General features: G+C 64.9%; 14 protein-coding genes. 10 read left to right on the forward strand and 4 right to left on the reverse strand.

Annotation, left to right across the window (positions count from 1 at the left end):
* Nucleotides 1-68: 68 nt before the first annotated feature.
* The 8 genes from mscK (at nt 69) to ACAW63_RS02050 (ending at nt 9,152) form a co-directional block, all read left to right on the forward strand.
* Nucleotides 69-3,425: a mechanosensitive channel MscK gene (gene mscK / locus ACAW63_RS02015; protein ID WP_371231318.1), complete on the forward strand. Its 3,357-nt coding sequence runs from the start codon at nt 69-71 to the stop codon at nt 3,423-3,425.
* Between the two features lie 58 nt (nt 3,426-3,483).
* Nucleotides 3,484-4,944, forward strand: coding sequence for a protein adenylyltransferase SelO (gene selO / locus ACAW63_RS02020; RefSeq protein WP_371231319.1), 1,461 nt, complete (start codon nt 3,484-3,486; stop codon nt 4,942-4,944).
* 123 nt (nt 4,945-5,067) lie between these two features.
* Entirely contained in the window at nt 5,068-6,345 is a 1,278-nt protein-coding gene (locus ACAW63_RS02025; RefSeq protein WP_371231320.1) for a bifunctional O-acetylhomoserine aminocarboxypropyltransferase/cysteine synthase, read from the forward strand.
* A gap of 360 nt (nt 6,346-6,705) precedes the next feature.
* Nucleotides 6,706-6,984, forward strand: a complete 279-nt coding sequence (locus ACAW63_RS02030) for a BrnT family toxin (protein ID WP_371231322.1) — start codon at nt 6,706-6,708, stop codon at nt 6,982-6,984.
* Complete coding sequence (locus ACAW63_RS02035; RefSeq protein ID WP_371231324.1) at nt 6,962-7,210, forward strand: BrnA antitoxin family protein; 249 nt, start codon at nt 6,962-6,964, stop codon at nt 7,208-7,210. Before ACAW63_RS02030 ends, ACAW63_RS02035 begins: the two co-directional genes overlap by 23 nt.
* A 74-nt stretch (nt 7,211-7,284) precedes the next feature.
* Nucleotides 7,285-7,719 (forward strand): thioredoxin TrxC, encoded by a 435-nt coding sequence (gene trxC / locus ACAW63_RS02040; protein WP_371231325.1) that lies wholly within the window; start codon nt 7,285-7,287, stop codon nt 7,717-7,719.
* Nucleotides 7,720-7,824: 105 nt separating this feature from the next.
* Entirely contained in the window at nt 7,825-8,268 is a 444-nt protein-coding gene (locus ACAW63_RS02045; RefSeq protein WP_371231326.1) for a YiiD C-terminal domain-containing protein, read from the forward strand.
* Between the two features lie 77 nt (nt 8,269-8,345).
* Complete coding sequence (locus ACAW63_RS02050; protein ID WP_371231327.1) at nt 8,346-9,152, forward strand: universal stress protein; 807 nt, start codon at nt 8,346-8,348, stop codon at nt 9,150-9,152.
* 50 nt (nt 9,153-9,202) lie between these two features.
* On the opposite strand, the gene ACAW63_RS02055 is transcribed toward ACAW63_RS02050, so the two are convergent.
* Together ACAW63_RS02055 and ACAW63_RS02060 are read right to left on the reverse strand one after the other, a co-directional pair.
* Nucleotides 9,203-9,970 (reverse strand): ParA family protein, encoded by a 768-nt coding sequence (locus tag ACAW63_RS02055; protein ID WP_371231329.1) that lies wholly within the window; start codon nt 9,968-9,970, stop codon nt 9,203-9,205.
* A 77-nt stretch (nt 9,971-10,047) separates the two neighbouring features.
* A complete protein-coding gene (locus tag ACAW63_RS02060) occupies nt 10,048-10,956 on the reverse strand; it encodes a LysR substrate-binding domain-containing protein (protein WP_371231330.1) in 909 nt (302 codons plus the stop codon).
* A 172-nt stretch (nt 10,957-11,128) separates the two neighbouring features.
* Between ACAW63_RS02060 and ACAW63_RS02065 the strand changes: the two genes are divergently transcribed.
* On the forward strand, nt 11,129-12,448 hold the full coding sequence (locus ACAW63_RS02065; protein ID WP_371231332.1) for an MFS transporter: 1,320 nt from the start codon (nt 11,129-11,131) through the stop codon (nt 12,446-12,448).
* A 244-nt stretch (nt 12,449-12,692) separates the two neighbouring features.
* Nucleotides 12,693-14,084 (forward strand): GABA permease, encoded by a 1,392-nt coding sequence (gabP, locus tag ACAW63_RS02070; protein ID WP_371231334.1) that lies wholly within the window; start codon nt 12,693-12,695, stop codon nt 14,082-14,084.
* A gap of 153 nt (nt 14,085-14,237) precedes the next feature.
* Here gabP and hemE read toward each other — a convergent pair whose 3' ends face one another.
* Nucleotides 14,238-15,302 carry a uroporphyrinogen decarboxylase gene (gene hemE, locus ACAW63_RS02075; protein ID WP_371231335.1) on the reverse strand — a complete coding sequence of 355 codons (1,065 nt, stop codon included), beginning with the start codon at nt 15,300-15,302 and terminating at the stop codon, nt 14,238-14,240.
* A 205-nt stretch (nt 15,303-15,507) separates the two neighbouring features.
* Entirely contained in the window at nt 15,508-16,926 is a 1,419-nt protein-coding gene (locus tag ACAW63_RS02080; protein ID WP_088416086.1) for an FAD-dependent oxidoreductase, read from the reverse strand.
* Between the last annotated feature and the right edge of the window lie 22 nt (nt 16,927-16,948).

Below are 16,948 nucleotides of genomic sequence, written 5' to 3' on the forward strand. Positions count from 1 at the left end.
CGCTTGCGGGCGCCGGCCAGCCAGCACTAACCTCACTCCATTTTCCGCACGAGCCGCTGATCGCGACCATGTCATTCCTGCTGCGTACCCTGCTTACCGTCGTCCTCCTGGGCGGCTCGCTCACCGGCCTGCCCACACTGGCCGCCGACAACACCCCGCCCAGCGCCGACCAGGTGCAGCAGAGCCTCGACGGCCTGGCCGAGCGCAAGCTGCCGGATGTCGACGCAAAACTGATCAAGGCGAGCCTCGAGAACACCCTCAAGCTACTGGCGGCCAAGAGCGACAGCGAGAAGCAGCTGGCCGACCTCAAGGGCCGGCTGAATGATGCGCCCCGGCTGATCAGCGAGAACCAGAAGGCCCTGAACCGCCTCAAGGGCAGCAGCGACAAACCGGCCACGCAGCGTTACGCCGGCTACAACACCGTCCAGCTGGAAATGCTGCTCAACGAGCAATCCACCCAATTGGCCGCCTGGCAGAAGGAGATGGCCGACGCCAAGAGCGATGCGCTCACCGCGCAAACCCGCCCCGAGCGCGCCCAGGCCGACCTGAGCAGGAACCAGACCCGCCTGCTGGAGATCGCAGGACTCCTCAAGGCCGGCAAGGAAAGCGGCAAGCCGCTGGGTGACGAACATCGCGACGAGCTGCTGGCCGAGCAGGCCGCGCTCACCGCGCAGAACCAGCTGCTGCGCCAGCAGCTGGCCGGCAACAACCTGCTGCTCGACCTCGCCTCCAGCCAGCGCGACCTGCTGGCCGAACGCATCGGCCGCGAGGAGCAGGAGACCCTCGAACTGCAGACGATGATCAGCGGCAAGCGCCGTGAGCAGTCGGAGAAGACCGTCGCCGCGCTGTCCAAGGACGCCGACCAGGCCGCCGGCACCGACAGCCTGGTCAGCCAGGAAAGCGCCACCAACCTCAAGCTTTCGGACTACCTGCTGCGCACCACCGACCGCCTCAACACCCTGACCCGGCGCAACCTCGAAGCCAAGCAGCAGCTCGACAACCTGACCCAGGGCGAGCAGGCGCTGGACGAGCAGATCAATGTCCTGCGCGGCAGCCTGCTGCTGGCGAAGATCCTCTACCAGCAGAAGCAGTCGCTGCCGGTGATCAGGACCGACCGCGATCTCGCCGACGAAATCGCCGACCTGCGCCTGTACCAGTTCGAGCTGAACCAGAAGCGCGATGAGCTGAACAGTTCCGAGGTCTACATCGACAACTTGCTGGCCCAGCAGCCGCAGGAAAGCATCACCCCGCAACTGCGCCGCGACCTGAACGAGCTGATCAATACCCGCCTGGAGCTGATGGACCGCCTCAACCACGAGTTGAACGCGCTGCTCAACGAGGCGATCACCCTGCAGTTGAACCAGAAGCAGCTCAAGGAAACCGCCGACAAGCTGCGCGACACCCTCGACGAGCAGATGTTCTGGATTCCCAGCAACCGTCCGCTGGACCTGTCGTGGTTCAAGATGACCCCGGCACTGCTGCATCACCAACTGTCCGAAGTACCCTGGGGCTCGGGCGTGAAGGAGCTGGGCGAGGGCCTGATCGACCGGCCGTTCCTGTTCCTGCCGCTGCTCCTGCTGGTCGCCGGCCTCCTGTGGAAACGCCGGTTCCTCTACGACAAGCTGGAATCGCTGAACGACGACATCGGCCACTTCAAGCGCGACAGCCAGGCGCACACCCCGCTGGCCCTGCTGCTCGCCGTGCTGCTGGCGCTGCCCGGCACCCTGGCGCTGGCCATCGGCGGCCTGGCCCTGCTGCTCGACGCCCGCGGACAGAACGCCACCCTCGGCAGCGCCCTGCTGGAAATGGCACAGGTCTGGCTGGTGTTCTACACCGCGCACCGCATCCTGCGTCCGGGCGGTATCGCCGAGCGGCACTTCCACTGGAGCCAGCCGCAGGTGCAGTTCCTCGGCAAACTGATGCGCCGACTGGGCCTGGTGGTGATGTCGCTGGTCGCGGTGGTCACCGTCGCCGAGCACCAGCCCGCCAGCCTGGCCGACGACGTGATCGGCATCGCCATCGTCCTGTTCGGCTACGCCGCGATGACCTGGATACTGGGCCAGCTGCTGTTCGGCAGCCCCTCCAGCGAGCGCCCCTCGATGATCAAGATGATCGTCGGCCTGGGCTTCACCGTGCTGCCGGTGGCGCTGTTCCTGGCGGTGGGCTTCGGCTACTACTACACCGCGCTCAAACTCACCGACCGCCTCATCGACACCCTCTTCCTGCTGATGTTCTGGATGGTGGTGGAAGCCACCTTCGTCCGCGGCATGGGCGTCGCCGCCCGTCGCCTGGCCTACCAGCGCGCCCTGAAGAACCGACAGAACGCGCCCAAGGAAGGCATCGAAGGCACCGAGGTGATCGAGGAGCCGACCCTGGGCATCGAGCAGATCAACGAACAGTCGATGCGCCTGATCCGCCTGGGCCTGCTGATCGGTTTCGTGGTCACCCTGTACTGGGTCTGGGCCGACCTGATCAGCGTGGTCTCCTACCTCGACAACGTGACCCTCTACCAGTACACCAGCGGTACCGGCGACGCGGCGTCCACCACGCCGATCAGCCTGGGCGACTTCCTCATGGCCCTGGTGATCGCCGCGGTGACCGTCGCCCTGGCGCGCAACCTTCCCGGCCTGCTGGAGGTGCTGGTATTGCAGCGCCTGACCCTGGCCCAGGGCAGCGCCTACGCCATCACCACCCTGCTCTCCTACGCCATCAGCGGCGTCGGCTTCGTCAGCGCGCTGTCCACCCTGGGGGTGAGCTGGGACAAGCTGCAGTGGCTGGTGGCCGCGCTGTCGGTCGGCCTGGGCTTCGGCCTGCAGGCGATCTTCTCCAACTTCGTCTCCGGCCTGATCATCCTCTTCGAGCGTCCGGTGCGGATCGGCGACGTGGTGACCATCGGCAGCCTGTCCGGCACCGTCAGCCGGATTCGCATCCGCGCCACCACCATCACCGACTTCGACCGCAAGGAAATCATCGTCCCCAACCAGACCTTCATCACCGGCCAGCTGGTGAACTGGTCGTTGAGCGACACGGTGACCCGGGTCACCATCAAGATCGGCCTGGCCTACGAGAGCGACCTGCCCCTGGCGCGCAAGATCATGCTCGACGCGGCCCACGCCAACTCGCGCATCCTGCGCGATCCGGAGCCGGTACTGTACTTCACCACCATCAGCGCCAGCACCTTCGACTACGAACTGCGCTTCCACGTGCGCGAACTGGGCGACCGCAACCCGGCGGTGGACGAAACCCTGACCCGCATCGCCCTGGCCTTCCGCGAAAAAGGCATCGACATGGCGTTCAACCAGGTCGACGTGTTCGTGAAGAACCTGCAGGGTCAGGAAGCCCAGTTGATCATCGGCCAGCAGCCCACTGCCACGCCGGTTCAGGCCAAGCCCGTGCAGGACAAGCCCGACGCCGGCAAGGCCTGAGGGTGGACGCCTCCGGACAAGTCCGAGCACAATGCTCGGACTTGTCCGGAGTTACCCCGTGAAAAAGCTCGATCAACTGACCTTCGATAATCGCTTCGCCCGCCTGGGCGACGTCTTCTCCACCGAAGTCCTGCCCGACCCCATCGCCGACCCGCGCCTGGTCATCGCCAGCACTTCGGCCATGGCGCTGCTCGACCTCGACCCGAGCGAAGCGGACGACCCGGTGTTCGCCGAAATCTTCGCCGGTCACAAGCTGTGGGACGCGGCCGAACCGAGGGCGATGGTCTACTCCGGGCACCAGTTCGGCGCCTACAACCCGCGACTGGGCGATGGCCGCGGCCTGCTGCTGGGCGAAGTGCTGAACGACGCCGGCGAACACTGGGACCTGCACCTCAAGGGCGCCGGGCAGACCCCCTATTCGCGCATGGGCGACGGCCGCGCCGTGCTGCGCTCTTCGATCCGCGAATTCCTCGCCAGCGAATACCTCAATGCGCTGGGCATCCCCACCAGCCGCGCCCTGTGCGTCACCGGCTCCAGCACCACGGTATGGCGCGAGACCAAGGAAACCGGCGCCATGCTTCTGCGCCTGGCGCCCAGCCACGTGCGCTTCGGCCACTTCGAGTATTTCTACTACACGAAGCAGGAAGAGCACCTGAAGACCCTGGGCGAGTTCGTCCTGCGCGAATACTTCCCGCAATGCCTGAGCGACGACAAACCCTACCTCGCCTTCTTCCGCGAAGTGGTCGAACGCAACGCCGAGATGATCGCCCTGTGGCAGGCCTACGGTTTCTGCCACGGCGTGATGAACACCGACAACATGTCGATCCTCGGCATCACCTTCGACTACGGCCCCTACGCCTTCCTCGACGACTTCGACGCCAACCACATCTGCAACCACTCCGACGACATGGGCCGCTACTCCTTCAGCAACCAGGTGCCCATCGCCCACTGGAACCTCGCCGCGCTGGGCCAGGCGCTGACGCCCTTCGTCGAAGTCGACGACCTGCGCGCCACCCTGGACCTGTTCCTGCCGCTCTACCAGGCCCACTACCTCGACCTGATGCGCCGCCGCCTGGGCCTGACCACGGCGGAAGACGGCGACCTGGAGCTGGTGCAAACCCTGCTGCAGGCCATGCAGAAGGGCGCGGTGGACTACTCGCTGTTCTTCCGCCGCCTTGGCGAACAGGCGCCGGAGCAGGCGCTGGCGGTGGTGCGCGAGGACTTCGTCGACCTGGCGACCTTCGACGCCTGGGCCGCCGAGTACCGTACCCGCGCCGAGCGCGAAGGCGGCAGCCAGGAGGACCGGCGCGCGCGCATGCACGCGGTCAACCCGCTCTACGTCCTGCGCAACTACCTCGCCCAGAAAGCCATCAGCGCCGCCGAGCAGGGCGACTACAGCGTGGTGCGCCGCCTGCATGAAGTGCTCAGCCGACCCTTCGAGGAACAGCAGGGTGCAGAAGCCTTCACCCGCCGTCCGCCGGACTGGGGCAAGCACCTGGAGATCAGTTGTTCCTCCTGAGTCGGTTATAAGCTCAGCGAAAAGCGATCTAGCGGCGACCCGGCGGTATTGCTCCCGGTCATTGACCAGGAGGCGGCGCCGCTCGCATCCTCCGGCCTTTCTGCCCACAAGGATGCTCGAACAATGAAACTGGAAACCCTGGCCATTCACGCTGGCTACAGCCCCGACCCGACCACCAAGGCCGTGGCCGTGCCGATCTACCAGACCAGCTCCTACGCCTTCGACGACACCCAGCACGGCGCCGATCTGTTCGACCTGAAGGTCGCCGGCAACATCTACACGCGGATCATGAACCCCACCAACGCGGTGCTGGAGGAACGCGTGGCGGCGCTGGAAGGCGGGGTCGGCGCCCTGGCCGTGGCCTCGGGCATGGCCGCCATCACCTACGCCATCCAGACCGTAGCCGAAGCCGGCGACAACATCGTCTCGGTGGCCAAGCTCTACGGCGGCACCTACAACCTGCTCGCCCACACCCTGCCGCGCTTCGGCATCCAGACCCGCTTCGCGCCCCATGACGACATCGCCGCCCTGGAAGCGCTGATCGACGAGCGCACCAAGGCGGTCTTCTGCGAATCCATCGGCAATCCGGCGGGCAACATCGTCGACCTGCAGGCCCTGGCCGACGCCGCGCACCGCCACGGCGTGCCGCTGATCGTCGACAACACCGTCGCCACGCCCATCCTCTGCCGCCCCTTCGAGCACGGTGCGGACATCGTCGTGCACTCGCTGACCAAGTACATCGGCGGCCACGGCACCAGCATCGGCGGCATCGTCGTCGACTCCGGCAAGTTCCCCTGGGCCGAGAACAAGGCGCGCTTCCCGCTGCTCAACACCCCCGACCCGTCCTACCACGGCGTGACCTACACCGAAGCCTTCGGCCCCGCCGCCTTCATCGGCCGCTGCCGCGTGGTACCGCTGCGCAACACCGGCGCCGCGCTGTCGCCGTTCAACGCCTTCCTCATCCTCCAGGGCCTGGAAACCCTCGCGCTGCGCATGGAGCGCCACTGCGACAACGCCCTGAAGGTCGCGCGCTACCTGCAGGAGCACCCACAGGTGAACTGGGTGAAGTACGCAGGCCTCGCCGACCACCCCGAGCACGCCCTGGCCCAGCGCTACATGGGCGGCCAGCCGGCGGCGATCCTCTCCTTCGGCATCCAGGGCGGGCAGGAAGCCGGCGCGCGCTTCATCGACGCACTGAAGCTGGTGGTACGCCTGGTGAACATCGGCGACGCCAAGTCCCTGGCCTGCCACCCGGCCTCCACCACCCACCGCCAGCTCAACGACGAGGAACTGGAGAAGGCCGGCGTGCCGCGGGACATGGTGCGCCTGTCCATCGGCATCGAGCACATCGACGACATCCTCGCCGACCTCGCCCAGGCGCTGCGCGCTGCCGAGGGTTGAAACCCGGACCTGAGGCGCCGCCCGGCGCCTCAGGCCAGCCTCGGATTACAGCAACTACCCCACGCTTTACCGCCCCCACGTCAGTCCTTTCGCAAGCTCCTGCCGGACATGTTGGAATCCACTTCCAGCCGCGATTCGGTTTGCCTCAACCCAGCAAAATGACCGCCCCACACGCGCACTCGCCATGCGAGGTCGGCCATGAGCGGCGAGTTCTTCGGTGATAGTGCCCACTCTCGCTTGCGAGTTCCCGCCAGACACCGGGGATTCCTTGCATCAAGAAGCGCTGCCCCATCACGCAACTACACGAAAACCACCGGCAAACGACATCCTGTATGTACAAACGTAAATACGGAGTTCACCATGAGGTTTGAATGGGACGAAGCCAAGAATCAGGCGAACATCCGCAAGCATGGAATCGACTTCAGCGATGTACCGGAGCTTTTCCAGAACCCGTTCCTGACCCTGCGCGATGGCCGTGAAGATTACGGCGAGGAGCGCTGGATCAGCCTGGGACGGATCAGGTCATTGATTGGCGTGGTCGTGTACACCGAACGGCAGGGCGATGTGATCCGCGTCATTTCCGCCCGAAAAGCCACCAGACAGGAGGCCGGATACTATGTCCAAAACATCGAAAACTGACTGGAAGCGCCTGGGCGAAATGAAGGACCAGGACATCGACACAAGCGAAATCCCCGAATTGGGAAAAGACTTCTTCAAGCACGCCGAGCTGCACATCCCGGCGAAACAGTCAGTCACCATCCGCCTGGACGCCGATGTGCTTGAGTGGTTCAAAAGCCAGGGCACGGGTTATCAGACGCGCATCAATCAGCTCCTGCGCCAGTATATGCAGGCCCACCGCAACTAAGCTGAACACCCCGTTGCAGTTGATTATTCACCAGCGAGCCTCCACCTTGGCGTCGTAGCCTCTGGAGCCTCGCCATGTCCGAATCCCTGATCATCCCCTGCCCGCAGTGCAGCGGCCTCAACCGTGTACCGGCCGAGCGCCTGGGCGACGCGCCGCGCTGCGGCCGCTGCCAGTCGCCGGTCATCGTCGACCGTCCCTTCGAGTTGAACGAGGCCAGCTTCGCCGCCCAGGCCAAGGGCGACCTGCCGCTGCTGGTGGACGTCTGGGCCGACTGGTGCGGTCCGTGCAAAGCCTTTGCGCCGATTTTTGAACAAGCCGCCGCGCGACTGTCGGGCAAGGTACGCCTGGCCAAGCTGGACAGCGATGCCAACCCGAACCTCTCCACGCGCCTGGGCATCCGCTCGATTCCCAGCCTGATCCTGCTGCGCAACGGCCAGGAAGTGGCGCGCCAGAGCGGCGCCATGCCGCTGCCGCAGCTGCTCGACTGGCTGGCCCGCAACGGCATCTGACGCCGTTTTCCACTGAGCGATCCGGTCAATCCGCGCGGTCATTGCCAGACCGCGCGGCGCAGCTAGTCTTGGGCAGACGATAAACAGGCGAAACGGAGCGCGCCCATGTCCTACCCCGAAGCATTCATCCGCCAGCTCACCGAAGAACACATCGCCTTCGTCAAACGCACGGGCCTGAAGGCCGAGGTGCTGGAGGCAGGCCATGTGCGCCTGCGCATGCCGCTCAAGGGCAACGAGAACCACATCCACAACATGTACGCCGGCGCCCTGTTCACCGTGGCCGAACTGCCGGGCGGCGTGCTCATGATGACCAGCTTCGACGCTCGGCGCTTCTACCCGATCGTCAAGGAAGCCGGGCTGCGTTTCCTGCGCCCTGCCGCCAGCGACGTGACTGTCGACGCCCGGCTCAGCGAGGACGAAATCCGGCGCATCGGCGAGGAGGCAACCACCCACGGCAAGGCCAACTTCGTGCTCGATCTGCAACTCAAGGATGAGAACGGCGACGTGGTCGCCGAGAGCCACGCCGTCTATCAATTGCGCAGCCGCTGACGACGGGCCGTTGTCCTGTATCAAGGTGAAATTTCCTACGTGGCGCGACAGTGGTGGCGACACAGAGGGACGCCACCATGTACAGGAACCTGCTCGTCGCCCACGACCTCAGCGTGGAAGCGGACATCGCGGTACGCCGCGCCGCCCAACTGGCCCGCCAGCATGGCGCGCACGTCACCTTGCTGCATGTGATCGAGGAGTACTTCCCCGACCGCATGATGGATACCGTCCGTGAGGCCGCCGAGGTCGCGCTGCGCGATGCCGTGGCGGCCAACGCCATTACCGACTATCAACTGCTGATCCGCCAGGGCCGCGCCGCGACCACCGTCACCCAGGCGGCACAGGAGCTCAAGGCCGACCTGCTGCTGATCGGTGCGCATCACCAGCAGATTCTTGAGCGCTTCGACGGCACCACACTGGAGCGGATCGCCCGCCATTGCCGCACGCCGATCCTGCTGGCGGTGAATGAATCCGCCGAACCCTACGTCCGCGCACTGGCCGGGCTGGACCTGTCACTGTGCTCCTGCCAGGCCTGGCGCGCCGGCTACCGGCTGCTGCCGAGCGGCGCGCAGCTGCTGGCGCTCAATGCCTACCAGCCGGGCAGAGCCGAACGCGCCGACGAGCATCTGGAGACCCAGCGCTCACTGCTGCGCCAGACTCTGCAGGATGAGCGCGCTCATCTGCCGGCGGAAGGGCCAGAACTGCTCTGTGCGGTACAGCCGGGAAACTTCCAGCAGGCACTGGAGAGCGCGCTGGGAGACTGGACGCCAGACCTGTTGATACTCGGCAGCCGCAGTCGCGGCGCCATCGAGCAGGCCATGCTCGGCAGTTCGACGCGCTACTTCCTGCGTCGGCCGCCGTGCGACATTCTCATCTCGCAGTGAGGCGGCGCCCAGCACGCTCCCTCGACGGGAACCTCTGATCTGCTGGAAGCTCAGGCTTCCAGAAGGTTGTGCAGCTCGACGAACTGCTGGGTCAGCTTGTGCCGTGGTTCGAGGAAGATCAGCGGCGTGCACGCCTGGTGCGACTCACGCATCTTCACCGAGCTCATCAGGTACACCGGCAGTACCGGCAACTCCTCTTCCACCAGCTCATCCAGCAACTGCTGCGGCAGAGTCGCGCGCGGCTGGAACTGGTTCACCACGATGCCTTCGACTTCCAGGTCCTCGTTGTGGTCTTCCTTCAGCTCCTCGATCTCCTGCAGCAGCCCGTAGAGCGCCTGGCGCGAGAAGCTGTCGCAGTCGAAGGGAATCAGGCAGCGGTCGGCGGCGATCAGCGCCGAGACGGTGTAGAAGTTCAGCGCCGGCGGGGTATCCAGGTAGATCCGGTCATAGTCTTCGGCCAGTTCGTCCAGCAGTTTGCGCAACTTGTTGATCTTGTGCTTCTGCTCGAGCTTGGGTTGCAGGTCGGCCAGCTCCGGGCTCGCCGTGATCACGTGCAGGTTGTCGAAGGGCGTCTCGTAGATATCGACCTTGCCCTTGCGGCTGAAGGGGCCGGACGAGAGGGTCTGCTTGAAGAAGTCGGCGATTCCTACCGGCAGCTCCTCGCCGGTCAGCCCGGTCAGGTAGTGCGTCGAGTTGGCCTGGGCATCCAGGTCCACCAGCAGCGTGCGGTATCCCTCCGCCGCACTGACCGCCGCCAGGTTGCAGGCAATGCTCGATTTGCCCACTCCACCTTTCTGATTGAACACCACGCGCCGCATGAGCCTGCCTCCGAAGCCATTCGAGTGTCCGGATTCTATGCAATGGCCATGACAACGGCGAGCCCTCCGTCGAACGGTCAGCCCTCCGCGCGCAAGGCGGCTACTTCGCGGGTCAGCAGGTCGATGAAGGACTGCGCCAACGGGGAGCGCTCGTCGCGCCGACGCACCAACCACACCGAGCTGGTCGCCCCCGGATCGAGCAGCGTGCGATAAACCACACCGTCCACCCGCGTACGGCGGAACGAGGCCGGCAGCATGGAGACACCCAGCCCGGCAGCCACCAGGCCGATGATGGTCATTGCCTCGCCGGCCTCCTGTGCGATGCGCGGACTGAAGCCGGCCTGCCGCGACAGGGCGATCAACTGGTTGTAGAGGCCGGTGCCATAGCTGCGGGGAAAGAACACGAAAGGCTCGTCCGCCAGCGCGGCGAACTCCAGGCCGTCCAGGCTGGACTTGGCCAACGGGTGGTCGGCCCGCAGCACCGCCACCAGCGGCTCGCTGAACAGCTCCACCGCCTCCAGGGTTTCCGGCAGCGCGATCGGCCGGATCAGCCCGACCTGCACCCGCTCCTCCAGCAGGGCCTGCACGGCCTGGCCGCTGCTCAGCTCCTGCAGCTCCAGGTGAACGTCCGGGTAGGCCTGGCGGAACGCCAGAATGCTGCGCGGCAGGGTCGAGGTGAAGGGTGCGGAGGCGGTGAAACCGATCTTCAACTCACCCAGCTCGCCCTGGTGCGCCCGGCGCGCCAGCAGCACCGCGCGATCGACCTGCTGCAGCACCTGTCGCGCCTCGGCGAGAAACAGCCGTCCCGCCTCGGTCAGCGCCACCCGTCGATTGGTGCGTTCCAGCAGACGCGCGCCGATCTCCTCCTCCAGCGCCTGGATCTGCTGACTCAAGGGCGGCTGCGAGATGCCCAGTTGCTCGGCGGCCCGGCCAAAGTGCAGCTCTTCGGCCACGGCAATGAAGTAACGCAGATGCCTCAGTTCCATGCCACCACCATTAATTCGAAATACATATCAAACGTGTCGATTAATATATTGGAAATAATAAAGACTGCTCCTTATCCTTGCCAGCACAAGCCCAATAACAACTCCAGAATCTTCCGCCATCCCCGTCGTACGGGCCTTTGCCGCCCCTGCGCGGGCCGAATCGAGGTGAGTTGTGAGTCAATCTGTGTTGCGGGCTCCAGAACCAGTCGAACCCGAGTTACTCAATGCCGCACGCCAGGCGAATGCCAGCGTCGTCAGTGCGGTCGAAGAGATCGAGCGCTACATCGAGAAAGGCACCCCGGCCTTCATGCGCACCTCCCTGGCCTTGTTCTCCGGCGGCTTCGCCACCTTCGCCCTGCTCTACTGCGTGCAACCGATGATGCCGGTGCTGTCCAAGGCCTTCGAGCTGACGGCGGCACAGAGCAGCCTGGTGCTATCGATCTCCACCATCACCATGGCCTTCGGCCTGCTGGTGACCGGGCCGATTTCCGACGCCATCGGGCGCAAATCGATCATGGTCGCCTCGCTGATCCTCGCCGCGCTGTTCACCCTCGGCAGCGCAGTCATGCCGACCTGGCACGGCGTGCTGGCCATGCGTGCGCTGCTAGGCCTGTCGCTCAGCGGCCTGGCGGCGGTGGGCATGACCTACCTCTCCGAGGAAATCCATCCGCAGCACATCGGCCTGTCCATGGGGCTGTATATCGGCGGCAATGCCATCGGTGGGATGAGCGGACGGTTGATCAGTGGCGTCCTGGTGGACTACGTGAACTGGCACGTGGCGCTGGCCACCCTGGGTGTGCTCGCCCTGGCCGCAGCGTTGCTGTTCTGGCGCATCCTGCCCGAGTCGAAGAACTTCCGCCCGGCACCACTCAAGCCGCGCCAACTGGCCGAGGGCTTCCGTGGGCATTTCCGCGACGCAGGCCTGCCCTGGCTGTTCCTCGTAGGCTTCCTGCTGATGGGTGCCTTCATCACCCTGTTCAACTACATCGGCTACCGCCTGCTGGCGAATCCGTACCATCTGAGCCAGGCAGTGGTCGGCGTGCTCTCGGTGGTCTATCTGTCGGGCATCTACAGCTCCGCCTGGGTTGGCTCCCTGGCCGACCGCCTGGGCCGGCGCAAGGTGCTCTGGGCGACGATCGCGCTGATGCTCGGCGGCCTGCTGATCACCCTGCTGCAACCGCTGGCCCTGGTGCTGGTCGGCATGCTGGTGTTCACCTTCGGCTTCTTCGGCGCGCACTCGGTAGCCAGCAGCTGGATCGGCCGCCGTGCCCTGAAAGCCAAGGGCCAAGCGTCGTCGTTGTACCTGTTCAGCTACTACGTGGGCTCCAGCGTTGCCGGCACCGCCGGCGGGGTGTTCTGGCACCACTATGGCTGGAATGGCGTGGGGCTGTTCATTGCGGGCCTGCTGGTGGTTGCGCTGCTGGTGGCATTGCACCTGGCCCGCCTTGCAGTGTTACCGCGCGACCTGCCCGCGCTCGCCAGGCGCGGGTAGTTTCTACACACACCTTGTAATACTTATCCAAAAACGACATCAGACGGTCGTACCAGGATAATTTCATCTCTCCCTACGGCGCCCTTCATGCGGGCGCTGTAGCGCTTCTTCCCAATCTACGACCAAAGTCGTAACAAAATATGGCGCGATCCTTGCGTCAAGAAAAATGCACGACTTGTTGGATTCCTGAAACGGACCTCGGCTCCCGCAGTACGCAATTCCCTCCTGAAGTTGTAGGTAAAGCATGAGCAGTACTCCTTCGTCCGGCCTGTCCCAGGGCCTGAAAAATCGTCACGTCACGATGCTTTCGATTGCCGGCGCCATTGGTGCGGGCCTGTTCGTAGGTTCCGGCCACGCCATCGCCGAGGCCGGTCCGGCAGTCATGATTTCCTATCTGGTCGCCGGCCTGCTGGTGGTCCTGGTGATGCGCATGCTGGCCGAGATGGCCGTCGCGCAACCCGACAGCGGCTCCTTCTCCACCTATGCCGACCGCGCCATCGGCCACTGGGCCGGCTTCACCATCGGCTGGCTGTACTGGTGGTTCTGGGTGCTGGTGATTCCGTTGGAAGCCAACGCCGCCGCCGCGATCATCCACGCCTGGTTCCCCGGCGCGCCGATCTGGGTGCTGGCCTTCGTGATTACTTCCGCGCTGACCATCACCAACCTGTTCAGTGTGAAGAACTACGGTGAGTTCGAGTTCTGGCTGGCGCTGATCAAGGTCGTCTCGATCATCGCCTTCCTGGTGCTGGGCTGCGCGGCCATCTTCGGCTTCTCGCCCAACAGCGAAGTCTCCGGCATCGGCCACCTGACCAGCGAAGGCTTCATGCCCAAGGGCTGGGGCGCCGTGCTCGCCGCGCTGCTGACCACCATGTTCTCCTTCATGGGTTCGGAGATCGTCACCATTGCCGCCACCGAGTCCAAGGACCCGGCGCAGCAGATCACCCGCGCAACCAACTCGGTGATCTGGCGTATCGCGCTGTTCTACTTGCTGTCGATCCTGATCGTGGTCTGCCTGGTGCCGTGGAACGACCCGCGCCTGGTGAGCATGGGCTCCTACCAGACCGTGCTGGAACACCTGCACATCCCGTACGCCAAGCTGATCGTCGACATCATCGTGCTGGTCTCGGTGACCAGCTGCCTGAACTCGGCGCTCTACACCGCCTCGCGCATGATGTACTCCCTGAGCAAGCGCGGCGACGCGCCGAAGATCGCCCAGGTGACCAGCGTCAGCCGCACCCCTGTGTACGCCGTGCTGCTGTCCACCGCCATGGCCTTCCTGTGCACCTTCGCCAACTACCTGGCCCCGGCCGAAGTATTCAACTTCCTGCTGGCCAGCTCCGGCGCCATCGCCCTGCTGGTGTACCTGGTGATCGCGATGTCGCAGCTGCGCATGCGCAAGAAGCTGCTCGCCCAGGGTCACCAGCTGAAGCTGAAGATGTGGCTGTTCCCCTGGCTGACCTGGGCGGTGATCCTGTTCATCGTCGGTGCGCTGGTGATCATGCTGATCCGCCCGGATCACCGCATGGAAGTAGTCGCCACCACCCTGCTCACCGTCGTGGTGGTCTGCTCCGGCCTGCTGGTGTCGAACCGTCGCAAGGCCCAGAGCGCCGCCGGGTTGGTGGGCGATGCTGCGTGATGCATCCTGACGGGGCGTGATGCCCCATAGGGAACGAGAAAGCCCCGCTATGTAGCGGGGCTTTTTTATGGCGGAAAGCCTTCTGCTGTTCGTCCGCGATCGCAGGAAAGAAAAAGCCCCGCATCCGCGGGGCTTTTCAGTTCAGCGGCAGGCTCAGTGGTACTGCGCCGACAGCTCGTGCACCGCTTCGAAGAAGGCGCCGGCATGAGCCGGATCGACTTCCGGGGTGATGCCGTGACCGAGGTTGAACACGTGGCCATTGCCGTTACCAAAGGCGCCGAGGATACGCGCGACTTCGGCACGGATGGCTTCCGGCTTGGCATGCAGCACCGCCGGGTCCATGTTGCCCTGCAGAGCGACCTTGTCGCCGACGCGGGCGCGGGCGCTGCCGATGTCGCAGGTCCAGTCCAGACCCAGGGCTTCGGCGCCGGTGTTGGCCATGGACTCCAGCCACAGGCCGCCACCCTTGGTGAAGAGGATCACCGGCACGCGGCGACCTTCGTGTTCGCGGATCAGGCCGTCGACGATCTTCTGCATGTAGGCCAGGGAGAACTCCTGATACGCCGCCGCCGAAAGGCTGCCACCCCAGGAATCGAAGATCTGCACCGCCTGGGCGCCAGCGAGAATCTGGCCGTTCAGGTAGTTGGTGACCGACTGGGCCAGCTTGTCCAGCAGGGCGTGCATCGCCTGGGGGTTGTCGTAGAGCATCGCCTTGGACTTGCGGAAGTCACGGCTGGAACCGCCCTCGACCATGTAGGTGGCGAGGGTCCAGGGACTGCCGGAGAAGCCGATCAGCGGCACGCGGCCGTTCAGCTCGCGGCGGATGGTGCGCACGGCGTCCATCACGTAGCCCAGGTCCTTTTCCGGATCGGGGATCGGCAGGGCGTCGATGTCAGCCTGGGTGGTCACGACCTTCTTGAAACGCGGGCCTTCGCCGGTCTCGAAGAACAGGCCCTGACCCATGGCGTCGGGGATGGTCAGGATGTCGGAGAAGAGGATCGCCGCGTCCAGCTGCGGGTAGCGGTCCAGCGGCTGCAGCGTCACTTCGCAGGCCATCTGCGGGTTCATGCACAGGCTCATGAAGTCACCGGCCTTGGCGCGGGTGGCGCGGTATTCCGGCAGGTAGCGGCCGGCCTGGCGCATCATCCAGACGGGGGTGACATCGACGGGCTGCTTGAGCAGGGCGCGGAGGAAGCGATCGTTCTTCAGGGCAGTCATAACGGCATCCGGAAAAAAAGTGCGGGCATTTTCGCAAAGCCCAAACGAAAAGGCACGGCGGGTGCCGTGCCTTTTGTCTTGCGCGACATTTGGTCGCTGCTGGAAGTGCTTTTCGTAGGACCGAGGGGGACGCCTAGTCCTTGCTCGCGAACAAACCTCGCTGCGGGGCCAGGTTCGCGAGCAAGCTCGCTCCTAGAGGTCCGGCTTAAACGCCCAGGTAGTCGAGGATGCCTTCGGCAGCCGTGCGACCTTCGAAGATCGCGGTCACCACCAGGTCAGACCCGCGGACCATGTCGCCGCCGGCGAAGATCTTCGGGTTGCTGGTCTGGTGCTTGAACTGCGCGGCCGCCGGGGCGATGACGCGGCCCTGGCTGTCGATTTCCACCTGGTGCTGGTCGAACCACGGGGCCGGGCTCGGGCGGAAGCCGAAGGCGATCAGCACGGCTTCGGCCGGGATGATTTCCTCGGAGCCCGGGATCGGCTCGGGGCTGCGACGGCCACGGGCGTCCGGCTCGCCGAGACGGGTCTCGACCACCTTCACGCCTTCCACCTTGTCCTCGCCGACGATGGCGATGGGCTGGCGGTTGAAGAGGAACTTCACGCCCTCTTCCTTGGCGTTCTTCACCTCTTTGCGCGAGCCGGGCATGTTTTCTTCGTCACGGCGGTAGGCGCAGGTCACGCCTTTCGCACCCTGGCGGATCGAGGTGCGGTTGCAGTCCATCGCAGTGTCGCCACCGCCCAGTACCACGACGCGCTTGCCCTTCATGTCGACGAAGTCTTCCGGCGACTTCTCGAAGCCCAGGTTGCGGTTCACGTTGGCGATCAGGAAGTCCAGCGCGTCGTGCACGCCGGGCAGGTCCTCGCCGGGGAAACCGCCTTTCATGTAGGTGTAGGTGCCCATGCCCATGAACACGGCATCGTACTCATCGAGCAATTGCTCCATGGTCACGTCCTTGCCGATCTCAGTGTTCAGGCGGAACTCGATGCCCATGCCGGTGAAGACTTCGCGGCGACGGGACAGCACCTGCTTCTCCAGCTTGAACTCGGGGATGCCGAAGGTCAGCAAGCCACCGATTTCCGGGTTCTTGTCGAACACCACCGGGGTCACGCCGTTGCGCACCAGCACGTCGGCACAGCCCAGGCCCGCCGGGCCCGCGCCGATCACGGCGACGCGCTTGCCGGTGGGCTTGACCTTGGACATGTCCGGGCGCCAGCCCATGGCGAAGGCGGTGTCGGTGATGTACTTCTCCACCGAGCCGATGGTGACCGCGCCGAAGCCGTCGTTCAGGGTGCAAGCGCCTTCGCACAGGCGGTCCTGCGGGCACACCCGGCCGCAGACTTCCGGCAGGGTGTTGGTCTGGTGGGACAGCTCGGCGGCGGCGAGGATGTTGCCTTCGGAGACCAGCTTCAACCAGTTGGGAATGAAGTTGTGCACCGGGCACTTCCACTCGCAATACGGGTTGCCACAGCCCAGGCAGCGGTGGGCCTGGTCAGCCGCCTGCTGCGGCTTGAACAGGTCGTAGATTTCCACGAACTCGCGCTTGCGTTGGCGCAGGAGCTTCTTCTTCGGATCCTTGCGCCCGACTTCGATGAACTGGAAGTCGTTATTCAGACGTTCAGACATTTTCAGACCTCATCAAACTTCA

The sequence above is a fragment of the Pseudomonas sp. QE6 genome (assembly GCF_041379005.1).
Classification (GTDB): Bacteria; Pseudomonadota; Gammaproteobacteria; order Pseudomonadales; family Pseudomonadaceae; genus Pseudomonas.

Coding starts and splice junctions, on each gene's coding strand:
- trxC (WP_371231325.1), top strand. CDS start 7,285: ATGTCCGAATCCCTGATCATCCCCTGCCCGCAGTGCAGCGGCCTCAAC.
- gabP (WP_371231334.1), top strand. CDS start 12,693: ATGAGCAGTACTCCTTCGTCCGGCCTGTCCCAGGGCCTGAAAAATCGT.
- ACAW63_RS02080 (WP_088416086.1), bottom strand. CDS start 16,926: ATGTCTGAACGTCTGAATAACGACTTCCAGTTCATCGAAGTCGGGCGC.
- ACAW63_RS02050 (WP_371231327.1), top strand. CDS start 8,346: ATGTACAGGAACCTGCTCGTCGCCCACGACCTCAGCGTGGAAGCGGAC.
- ACAW63_RS02055 (WP_371231329.1), bottom strand. CDS start 9,970: ATGCGGCGCGTGGTGTTCAATCAGAAAGGTGGAGTGGGCAAATCGAGC.
- ACAW63_RS02030 (WP_371231322.1), top strand. CDS start 6,706: ATGAGGTTTGAATGGGACGAAGCCAAGAATCAGGCGAACATCCGCAAG.
- mscK (WP_371231318.1), top strand. CDS start 69: ATGTCATTCCTGCTGCGTACCCTGCTTACCGTCGTCCTCCTGGGCGGC.
- ACAW63_RS02060 (WP_371231330.1), bottom strand. CDS start 10,956: ATGGAACTGAGGCATCTGCGTTACTTCATTGCCGTGGCCGAAGAGCTG.
- hemE (WP_371231335.1), bottom strand. CDS start 15,302: ATGACTGCCCTGAAGAACGATCGCTTCCTCCGCGCCCTGCTCAAGCAG.
- ACAW63_RS02045 (WP_371231326.1), top strand. CDS start 7,825: ATGTCCTACCCCGAAGCATTCATCCGCCAGCTCACCGAAGAACACATC.
- ACAW63_RS02025 (WP_371231320.1), top strand. CDS start 5,068: ATGAAACTGGAAACCCTGGCCATTCACGCTGGCTACAGCCCCGACCCG.
- ACAW63_RS02035 (WP_371231324.1), top strand. CDS start 6,962: ATGTCCAAAACATCGAAAACTGACTGGAAGCGCCTGGGCGAAATGAAG.